The sequence below is a fragment of the Microvirga sp. GN3 genome, from assembly GCF_055792825.1.
In genome coordinates, this window is the sequence record NZ_JBVVAK010000238.1 from 1 (window position 1) to 9,105 (window position 9,105).

The 9,105-nt window shown below is 61.3% G+C and carries 9 protein-coding genes and 1 pseudogene; 7 read left to right on the plus strand and 3 right to left on the minus strand.

What is annotated here, in order from left to right; all coding sequences use genetic code 11:
* Positions 1 to 928: 928 nt before the first annotated feature.
* A complete protein-coding gene (locus tag ACS5Q1_RS44660) occupies positions 929 to 1,423 on the minus strand; it encodes a DUF302 domain-containing protein (protein WP_473104246.1) in 495 nt (164 codons plus the stop codon).
* A gap of 313 nt (positions 1,424 to 1,736) precedes the next feature.
* Here ACS5Q1_RS44660 and ACS5Q1_RS44665 point away from each other — a divergent pair, with 313 nt between their 5' ends.
* From ACS5Q1_RS44665 to ACS5Q1_RS44675, 3 genes are all read left to right on the plus strand, one after another.
* Positions 1,737 to 2,057, plus strand: coding sequence for a BufA1 family periplasmic bufferin-type metallophore (locus ACS5Q1_RS44665; RefSeq protein ID WP_473104247.1), 321 nt, complete (start codon positions 1,737 to 1,739; stop codon positions 2,055 to 2,057).
* A 109-nt stretch (positions 2,058 to 2,166) separates the two neighbouring features.
* Positions 2,167 to 3,075, plus strand: coding sequence for an MNIO family bufferin maturase (bufB, locus tag ACS5Q1_RS44670; protein WP_473104248.1), 909 nt, complete (start codon positions 2,167 to 2,169; stop codon positions 3,073 to 3,075).
* Complete coding sequence (locus ACS5Q1_RS44675) at positions 3,072 to 3,845, plus strand: HvfC/BufC N-terminal domain-containing protein (RefSeq protein WP_473104249.1); 774 nt, start codon at positions 3,072 to 3,074, stop codon at positions 3,843 to 3,845. Before bufB ends, ACS5Q1_RS44675 begins: the two co-directional genes overlap by 4 nt.
* A 167-nt stretch (positions 3,846 to 4,012) precedes the next feature.
* Here the strand turns inward: ACS5Q1_RS44675 and ACS5Q1_RS44680 are convergent, their stop codons facing one another.
* On the minus strand, positions 4,013 to 4,432 hold the full coding sequence (locus ACS5Q1_RS44680; protein WP_473104250.1) for a response regulator: 420 nt from the start codon (positions 4,430 to 4,432) through the stop codon (positions 4,013 to 4,015).
* Positions 4,433 to 4,910: 478 nt separating this feature from the next.
* On the opposite strand from ACS5Q1_RS44680, the gene ACS5Q1_RS44685 reads away from it, so the two are divergent.
* From ACS5Q1_RS44685 to ACS5Q1_RS44695, 3 genes and pseudogenes are all read left to right on the plus strand, one after another.
* A complete protein-coding gene (locus ACS5Q1_RS44685; RefSeq protein ID WP_473104251.1) occupies positions 4,911 to 5,489 on the plus strand; it encodes an NADPH-dependent FMN reductase in 579 nt (192 codons plus the stop codon).
* A gap of 133 nt (positions 5,490 to 5,622) precedes the next feature.
* Entirely contained in the window at positions 5,623 to 6,075 is a 453-nt protein-coding gene (locus ACS5Q1_RS44690; protein ID WP_473104252.1) for a DoxX family protein, read from the plus strand.
* Between the two features lie 44 nt (positions 6,076 to 6,119).
* Positions 6,120 to 7,441, plus strand: a pseudogene (locus ACS5Q1_RS44695) (NAD(P)/FAD-dependent oxidoreductase).
* A 3-nt stretch (positions 7,442 to 7,444) separates the two neighbouring features.
* Here the strand turns inward: ACS5Q1_RS44695 and ACS5Q1_RS44700 are convergent.
* The gene (locus tag ACS5Q1_RS44700; protein ID WP_473104253.1) at positions 7,445 to 8,401 is read right to left on the minus strand and encodes a LysR family transcriptional regulator; all 957 of its coding nucleotides are present in this window, start codon (positions 8,399 to 8,401) and stop codon (positions 7,445 to 7,447) included.
* 238 nt (positions 8,402 to 8,639) lie between these two features.
* Here ACS5Q1_RS44700 and ACS5Q1_RS44705 point away from each other — a divergent pair.
* Positions 8,640 to 9,105, plus strand: a 466-nt coding sequence (locus ACS5Q1_RS44705) for a cupin domain-containing protein (RefSeq protein WP_473104254.1), incomplete at its 3' end; no start/stop codon positions are given.

The following is a 9,105-nucleotide window of genomic DNA, read 5'->3' on the forward strand; positions in this document are numbered from 1 at the left end:
TCCCCATAGATCCCGCAGCCTAAGCGTGGTGTTCCGCGGTTTCCTCCTTTGAGGCTTGTCGAACGCCTGCCGCTCGTGCAGCAGCACCGTTCCGCCGCGGCAGGCATCCAACAAGCCTTAACAAACCAGGAAATTGCCTGTTCTCCAGGAACGTCCGGTATTCCCTTCTTGAGCTGACGTTTCGTTTACCTCAGCTCGGAGCCAGGAGCTGACATCCAATACTGCGGCTCAAGCCGCCGCCAACAGACGACAGTGCCGGCTGGGGGATCTGCAGCGGACAAGCCGGACCTAAGCAGAAAGCTGTGAGGGCTCTGGATAGCACCTGTCTATGCTCTTCCAAGTCACACGGTATTTCCGTTCATAACCAGGAAGGCTCACGCTCAGTGGCAGATCAGCTCCCTAAGGTACGGAGGAGCACCAATGAACGCCACCATCCGTCTCCTCAGGTTCTTGGCCTCAAGACATCAGGATTCAACCGAAGCCGAACGCCCCTATCGCAATTCGCACGCTTCCGGTGGAAGGTTTGAGGTACCGACCCGGCATCGCCTGGCTATCTGCTCCATGTTCGCGCTCTTTGCCTGTGCCTACTTTACTCTTGATCGCCTACCCGGGTCGGCACTTTCGACTCTTAGGGGTGGCATCGAATTCGCGGCTCGTTCCGACATTAGCCCAATGGCAGACCAAGTGCTCTGATATTCAGAACGACAGAGAGCTGCACGGTTTCCTCTTCGAACGTCGCTAAGCGGCAGCGCTTCCGCAATCTCTAAGTTGATCGACGCCTGACTGGAATGTTGCTTCTCCGGAGCTGGCGGGCCGTCCTCCTATCAGCAGGAGGATCAAATCTTCAGCTTGAGCTTGCAAGGACCCTTCTGGGAGTAGCCGACCGGCCCTCAAGGCTTCGTTCTGGGGCCAGTCGTCTGCTCGGGCTTTATTTCGATACGCTCGATGTGATGGATGAGATCACCTCGGATGCCTTGCTGAATGCCGCGTCTCGATCCGCGATGCCGTGGCGGCGCGCAATGGAGAAAAAATCGTTGTAGACGGTCCAGACCTCGCCTTTTTCGTCCTCCAGAACCAGCAGGCGCACTGGCCAGTCGATGCCGGCATGCGGGTTCGACGTGATGAATTGCGAGCCGAGCGCCGGATTACCGAACACGAGAAGGGTCGAGGGTCGGAGCGCGATCCCGGCATCGGCGGCGAGCTTCGACTGATCTACCGTGAAGAAGAGCATGATGCCCTTCGAGGCGACGTCCTGTTTGATCCGGTCGACGGTTTCGCTGAACGGATAAGCGCTTATCGCGCGGACGATGCCGTTCTCTGACACCTGCCGCGTTGACTCCTCGGCCTGCGCTACAAAGGACGTCGCGGCGAGTGCAAGTGGGATAAGGGCTGCTGCACAAAGGCCTGTAATGTGGGTTGCCATGGGACACCTCTCCAGATTGTCGCTCACGCACCATTCGTGAGCGATGCCGTCGAGCATGAGGATGCCTGGGCATCACCTGAAATATCGATTGCCTCGCAAATCGATGCCGTCCCGCTATTGTGGCGGAGCATTGGGTAAGACCGCCCTCAGCGGCAGACCTCGTCGTTGGCGTGGTCGGTCACCGCCAACCTCATGTCATAGCTTCCTGCTATCGGCTTCATCGCCGCTTGATATTTCACCGGTTTGGCCGTCTCCGGGATCATGGCCTTCAGCGGCACCCAGATTGGGCCGCCCCAATCACCAGGAGACTTTCATGACTGACAGGACAACAATGAGCGGTGTCACCATCGCAGGCGCCATGGCGGCCGCCCTTGGGCTGGCTTCGGCTACTTCGGCCAATGCCCAGCCCAAGCCCCCACCGACCGCGGCCCAGGAAAAGTGTTTCGGGATCGCCCTCAAGGGGCAGAACGACTGTGCGGCCGGCCCTGGCACGACCTGCGCCGGCACATCGAAGGTCGATTATCAGGGCAATGCCTGGAAGATTGTCCCTAAGGGCACCTGCACCACTGTCATGGCCCCGGGCAGCCGCATGGGCAGCCTGCAAGCCTTGGACCGCGACCTTCCACGGTCCTGAGCCGGGCTGCGGAAAAGGACTCCACAGCCCGACGGTGGACGCCTGTCAAACACCCGGGACCGCTTGGCTGGTCCCGGGCCATCCTTGAAGCATAGGACAGGAGGACGTCATGACCTCACAAGCCTCTCGCGCACCTTCCAGTCTCGGGGTGCTTCCGGCACGGGCCGGATTGGGCCTGAAGCCCCGGCATTACCGGGAGATCCTCGAGATCTTGCCTCCAGTGGGCTTCTTCGAGGTTCATGCGGAAAACTACATGGGCGACGGCGGACCGCCGCACCGGTACCTGGAGCAGATCCGGGCATGCTATCCGCTGTCGGTGCACGGAGTGGGCTTGTCCATCGGCGGGGACCAGCCGCTCGACCAGATGCATCTCGCACGCCTGCGGCGCCTGATCGAACGCTACGAGCCTGAATCCTTCTCCGAGCATCTCGCCTGGTCCACACACGACACGGTCTTCCTGAACGACCTTCTCCCCGTGCCGTACGACGGCCCGACCTTGCGGCGGGTCTGCGAGCACATTGATGAGGTCCAGGAGACGCTGGGACGACGCATGCTCTTGGAGAACCCCTCGACCTACATCGCTTTCGAGCAAAGTGACTTGTCGGAGATCGATTTTCTATCCGAGATCGCGCGCCGGACCGGCTGCGGGCTCCTTCTCGACGTCAACAACGTTTTCGTCTCGGCCATCAACCATGCCTATGACGCCAAGGCCTATCTCGACGCGTTCCCCGCCCACCATGTCGGCGAAATCCATCTCGCCGGTTTTGCCGAGGACCAGGATGATGCCGGAGATCGACTCCTCATCGACGCCCATGGCACTCCGGTGGCCGACATCGTGTGGAAGCTGTTCGAGCAGGCTCTCGAGCGGACCGGTCCGGTCCCGACGCTGATTGAGTGGGACAACGACGTTCCTGCATTTCCTGTCCTGCTGAACGAGGTCCGGAAGGCGGACCGTGCCTTGGCGAAGGAGAGATGCCGCCGGAGGGCCACAATCGAGTCCGTAAGAGGACTTCCATGATGCCGCTCCGCATGCTTCAGAAGGGATTCTCCATGGCCCTGCTCGACCGGACGCGGGAGGCGCCGCCGGGGATCCGAGTTGCCGGCCAGAGCCGGGTTGACCGGCGCTTCGCCATCTACCGCAACAACGTGTTCGTCAGCCTGACCGAAGCCCTCGTGACCCGGTTTCCTGTCTGCCATGCCCTTGTTGGGGACGAGTTCTTCCGCGCCATGGCCCGGGTGTTCGTCGAGTTGGCGCCACCGCGCTCGCCCGTTCTCATGACGTACGGCGACGACTTTGGCGACTTCATCGATTCCTTTCCTCCCGCCCACCTCGTGCCTTACCTGGGCGATGTGGCCCGCCTTGAGGCCGCACTGACCCTCGCCTATCACGCGGCGGATACCTCACCGCTGACGGTTGATGAGCTTGTGTCCCTTGCTCCGCACCGGTGGGAGCAGATACGCATTGGGCTGCATCCCTCCGTGCGGATCCTTTCCTCCCCGTATCCGATCGTGTCAATCTGGGAGGCACACATCAGCCCGGGCGCTCCCGCTGTGATTGACAGCTCGATACCGGAAGATGCGCTGGTCGCCCGGCCGGATCTCGATGTTGAGGTCCATCGGTTGCCGCCTGGCGCAGCCGCTTTCCTGTCGACGCTGTTGAAGCGTGCCTCTCTCAGGGCTGCCGCCGATGAAGCCGCGGGTAGTGATCCGCGCTTCGATCTCGTCACCACGCTGTCGGGAATTCTCGCCAGCCGGATCATCGTCGGCTTTCGGAGCACCGGATCCTAGCGGGTGCCAGAGCCAGCTCCTTCCAAGCGGGCAAAATCACGGCCGGGGTTTCCGGCCAGAACGGTTGGATTTCATAAGACTCAGACTGTGAATGTTGGCCTTCCGCTGCTCCTAACGGCAAGCGCTGCACCAGCACCCCCAAGTCTCTGATTCCTGACGTTCGATGATCAGGCTGCATACTGCTGATCATCAGCAACGGCGAGAGCGGCAGCCACCTTTGACTGTGCTGCTTCGATCGTGTGCCGGAGGGTGTCCAGAACAGCCACGGGTGTCGCGTGCTTCAGGATGATGTCCCCCTGTCGGGAGACCCGTGACTCCGAGGCGCCTATGATCGCGGCACGGCCGGCGTGGCTGGCGTGGTACTCATCGACCAGGATCCAGCCATCGACCAGGCCTGGTAGGTTGGCTCGGGTGTAGAGCCAATCGACAGGACGGCTCCAGTCTCGCAAAGCAAGAAAAGCTCGCTCACCCGTATCCGCCGTGGCGACCTGGTATCCCGCAGCCCGAAGCCTCTGCGCGAGTGTTTCGCGGAAGATGTGGTTGTCATCGACCACAAGGATCCGTTTGTGCTCGGGCGTGCTCATCATAACCTCCTTGTGCCGAGCCGTCCCTAAGGAACGCTTCGGCGGATCTGATGTGAGTATGATGGCAGCTGGTGAACGTTCGCGGAAATACCGGTCGGCTTCCGCAATCATAGAGAGTCTCTATAGACGAGAGCGCTAATCGCCACTTCGATCGCGGTGATCCGTTCCTCAAGCCATGCGAAGAAGGTTTGAAGACAACACCAGCTGCGACTAGCCGTGCTCATCAAGGCTGACGAATGAGGTTTGAGTTCGGTCACCTGGGTTCTCCTTTTTAAGAGAGAGCCACAATGACAGCGAGCCTCATAGCAGAGGGCTATGGATCCGATGGTTCCTCGATATTTCAGGTTGGAGCAGCGCGGTGGTGTGATGTGAACAGGTCAGCGTGACAGGATCGGCTCCGCCTCACCGTAGATCAAACTGCGGTCCTCAGTTCCGCCGATTGCCACGTAATGTTCGCGACTTCAACCGACAGGAGGACGAGATGCCGTTCCTCACACCAGTGATCTTGGGTTCAGTCCGCTCCGACCGCCAAGGAGTGAAGGCCGCCCGTTTCATCACTCGTCACCTAGAAAGCCGAGGATGTGAAGCGCCCATTGTCGATCCGGTCGAGCTCAAGCTTCCTCTGCTGGATCGTATGTACAAGGAATATCCCAAGGGAGAGGCGCCCGAGACCCTCGAGCGCCTCGGCGACCTCTTCCGAAGGGCGGATGCTTTTGTGGTCGTGTCGGGAGAGTACAACCACAGCATCCCGCCGGTCCTGTCGAACACTCTTGATCACTTCTTGGAGGAGTATTTCTGGCGGCCGTCGGCGATCGTCTGCTACTCGGGCGGGCGCTTTGGCGGCGTCAGGGCCGCCATGCAGCTGCGGGCCATGCTCTGCGAGCTTGGGACGCCCAGTATTTCGTCCCTGTTGCCCATTCCTGAGATCGGCACAGCCCTCACCAATGAGGGACATCCGAAGGTGTCAAGGCTCGACAAAGCAGCCAGTCGCTTCGTCGACGAACTCATTTGGTACGCTGAGGCCTTGCGCCGTCAGCGCGCGGAGGGAACGCCTTACTGACACGGGCACGAGGATAGCATCAAGCTATGGGATCAAGGGCTGCTCGGTATTTCTGGTGCGAGCCGATGAGTGGTGTGATGCCAGTACAAGGGCCGGCACTGTCCGGCAGATTTGCATTGCAGCAGGTCAAACAATGTCCATCAAAGCTCTGGCTGATCGCGGCATTGCACTCGCCGATGCCATTCCAGACAGTCTCATTTCATTCGTAGCACGTATTGCCGTCGGCGGCGTCTTCTGGCGCTCGGGCCAGACGAAGATCGAGGGGTTTCACATCAAGGACTCCACCTTCTTCCTATTTCGTGAGGAGTATAGGGTCCCGCTGCTCCCGCCTGATTTCGCGGCCTATCTGACGACGATCTCGGAGAATGTCTTTTCGGTCCTGTTGATCGTCGGCCTCGCGTCACGCCTATCGGCGGCCTGGTTGCTCGCAATGACTGCGGTGATCCAGATCTTCGTCTATCCGAGCGGCTGGCCGGATCACATTCTCTGGACAACAGCCCTCTTGGTCGTGATCAAAGGCCCTGGCGTCATCTCTCTCGATCACCTCCTGTTCTGCAGGCAGCAGGTTGCAGTCTTTGCCCGGTGAGCCCTTCACCGGAAGGCATCAGATCCTCACGAAAGGAGATTGACATGAAGGAGACGTATCATGGCGCCGAACGGCCCCGTGTTGTAATCGTTGGCGCTGGCTTTGGAGGGCTGACAGCTGCAAAAGCTCTCGCCAAAACGCCAGTCGACATCAAAGTTGTTGATCAACGCAATTACCACTTGTTCCAGCCCCTGCTCTACCAGGTTGCAACGGCGGCGCTCTCGCCGGCCGACATCGCCTCGCCCATCCGCGCAATCCTCAGAAGACACCGGAATACATCTGTAACGCTGGCAAGAGTCACCGGCGTCGACAAAACGGCCGGTGAAGTGATGGCGGGAGATCGCCGGATCCCGTTCGACTATCTTGTCCTCGCGACTGGCGCCTGGCATGCCTATTTCGGGCATGATAACTGGGAGGCGTTTGCAAAAGGCATCAAGACGATCGACGACGCGACGGGCCTGCGCCGGAAGATCCTGCTGGCGTTCGAAAAGGCCGAGTTTGAGACAAATCTGGAGGAGCGCAGCCGCCTACTCACCTTGGTAATTGTCGGCGGTGGTGCATCGGGCGTGGAGATTGCGGGAGCCATCGCCGAACTGGCTCGCAAGGCTCTTGCGGTCGACTTCCGCTCGATTGATCCGACGCATGCTCGCATCGTCCTGGTCGAAGCGGGTCCTCGCCTCCTCCCGATCTTCGAAGAGCATCTCTCGGAGGCGGCCCGGCGCTCGCTGGGAGAGCTCGGGGTCGAGGTCCACGTTTTGACCGCTGTTACCGACTGTGATGACGCTGGTGTCTCACTCGGAGATCAGCGGATCGGGACACGCACGATCATCTGGGCCGCGGGCGTGCAGGCCTCACACGCCGGTCAATGGCTCGGGGCCGAAACGGACCGGGCTGGGCGTGTCAAAGTCGCGCCGGATCTGAGCGTGCCCGGCCACCCGAACATCTGCGTGATCGGCGATACAGCCCATGTGCGCGACATGGACGGGAAGCCCCTCCCAGGCGTCGCCCCCGTGGCGAAGCAGGAAGGTATGTCGCGAGGCTGATCCGGACCAGGCTTGCCGGAGGCGATCTCCCACCCTTCCGCTACCGTGATCCGGGATCGCTCGCCACCATCGGCCGAAAGAAGGCTGTGGTGCAGTTCCGCTGGATCCGTCTCGGCGGCTATCTGGCGTGGTGGCTCTGGAGCCTAGCCCACATTTACTTCCTGATTGGCTTCCGCAACCGCTTGGTCGTGGCGCTGAATTGGGCCTGGACCTACCTCAGCTTTCAGCACGGCACACGCCTCATCACGGGTTCTGATCCTGAACCTGAGGAACGAACGCCGAGTGCCGCCAGGGCGAAGGTGCCGCTGCAGGGGGCAGCATAGTCCTCATTCGGCCGTTTCGTAGGATGACTCGTCGGCAGCGGCCCGCCCCTTCTCGGCTCTTGCCGCAATCGCGGGCTGGCCGAGCCAGCGGGCCCGCATTGCTTCCTTCACCAGCGCGCCGACCGCGGGTGAATGTGGGCGGCCCCGAACCGTCACCAGGTTGACCTCGCGCCAGAACTCCGGATCGACCATGGGGCGGCACACCACCAGAGGATGCTTGGCGCAGCTCTGCGTCATGAAGCCGAAGCCGAGCCCGGCGGCGATCATCGCCAGGAGCCAGTCGTCGCGCTCGCTGCGATAGACAGTCTCGCAGCCCTCAAACCCGTGCTCGCGCCAGAGCGCTCCGGCATAGCAGTAGAACTCGCAGTTGACCCGGTTGAGGTAGCGATCACCCGTAAGGTCGCTTGGACGAATGGTGTTGTGGAGCGCCAGCCGGTGATGCGGCGCAACGACGATCATGAACTGCTCCCGGAACAGCGGCATGTAATGCAAGCGCTCATCCGGCTCCTGCCCGGGGATGCAGTAGATGGCCACCTCCAGGTCCCCGTTCAGAAGCCGGTCCTCCAACTGGGCCGCGCTCGCATCGACGACCTCAAGCTCAATCCCCGGGTGCCGAACCTGGAGGCCACTGACCAGATCGATGAGTTCATCCGGCTGGATCGTGCACATCACCCCGAGCCTTAGTCTGGTCTTCTTGAGCTTGGTGAAGTCGAGCGCCTGCCGCTTGGCTTCCTGTGCTTGGGCATACACCTCCTCAAGGTGCGGCTTCACCATGCGCCCAAGCTCCGACAGATGAGTGTTGGTGCGCTCCCGATGGAAGAGCTGCCCGCCCAACTCCTCCTCGAGCAGCTTGATGGCCCGGGTCAGGGAGGGTTGGGCCACATGGCAGCGCTCTGCCGCCCGGGTGAAGTTGAGCTCCTCACACACAGCGAGAAAATACCGGATCTGGTGCATTTCCATCGGGGGTCTCCTCCGCGAAAACTGGTCACTTCGACCGCGGCCAACCGCGCACGCAATCGCAGCCCAGCCTCAGATTACCCTGGAGCAGCCTGCTGTGGTGATAGCTTTTGGCTATGGAATTCAAGCTTGCTCGGCATTTCACATGCGCATCCGTCTGCTCGACCATCAGGTCACCGCATCGCGCCGGCACCACCTGGATGCCTCCCCTTCAGCGCGGCGGAACAGAGGAGACATCGACATGCTGAACACACTTCAAGGCCGTCTTATGGTCCGGCATGGCCTTTTCGCGACTGCTCTCGTGGTGGGCACCGCTCTCGCCGCTCCCGCAAGTGCCGGGGAGTGCCCGGCGGACAAGGTGAGCCCCGGCTTCCTCACAATGGGCGAGACGAAGCCCAAGGGCGTGACCGACACGGTTCTCGCCTCCATCGACCTGTCCAAGGAGAAAGTGAACCTCACGGACCGCCAGCTGCGGACCCGGCGGCTGGTAGTTCAGCCCGGCGGCGTCGTGCCCTGGCACAGCCACGAGGACCGGCCGGCTCTGATCTACATCGTCTCGGGCACGATCGAGGAGTACGCCAGCAACTGCTCCGTGCCGATCCTGCACAAGGCCGGCGAGGTCTCGGTCGAGAAGCGCGGTGTCCAGCACTGGTGGAAGAACACCGGCAAGGCTCCGGTGGTGCTGCTGTCCTCCGACATCTTCCACG

What these genes read in the sequence shown, in the direction of transcription:
- ACS5Q1_RS44660 (WP_473104246.1), bottom strand. Translation starts at nt 1,423, where the DNA reads ATGGCAACCCACATTACAGGCCTTTGTGCAGCAGCCCTTATCCCACTT.
- ACS5Q1_RS44665 (WP_473104247.1), top strand. Translation starts at nt 1,737, where the DNA reads ATGACTGACAGGACAACAATGAGCGGTGTCACCATCGCAGGCGCCATG.
- bufB (WP_473104248.1), top strand. Translation starts at nt 2,167, where the DNA reads ATGACCTCACAAGCCTCTCGCGCACCTTCCAGTCTCGGGGTGCTTCCG.
- ACS5Q1_RS44675 (WP_473104249.1), top strand. Translation starts at nt 3,072, where the DNA reads ATGATGCCGCTCCGCATGCTTCAGAAGGGATTCTCCATGGCCCTGCTC.
- ACS5Q1_RS44680 (WP_473104250.1), bottom strand. Translation starts at nt 4,432, where the DNA reads ATGATGAGCACGCCCGAGCACAAACGGATCCTTGTGGTCGATGACAAC.
- ACS5Q1_RS44685 (WP_473104251.1), top strand. Translation starts at nt 4,911, where the DNA reads ATGCCGTTCCTCACACCAGTGATCTTGGGTTCAGTCCGCTCCGACCGC.
- ACS5Q1_RS44690 (WP_473104252.1), top strand. Translation starts at nt 5,623, where the DNA reads ATGTCCATCAAAGCTCTGGCTGATCGCGGCATTGCACTCGCCGATGCC.
- ACS5Q1_RS44700 (WP_473104253.1), bottom strand. Translation starts at nt 8,401, where the DNA reads ATGGAAATGCACCAGATCCGGTATTTTCTCGCTGTGTGTGAGGAGCTC.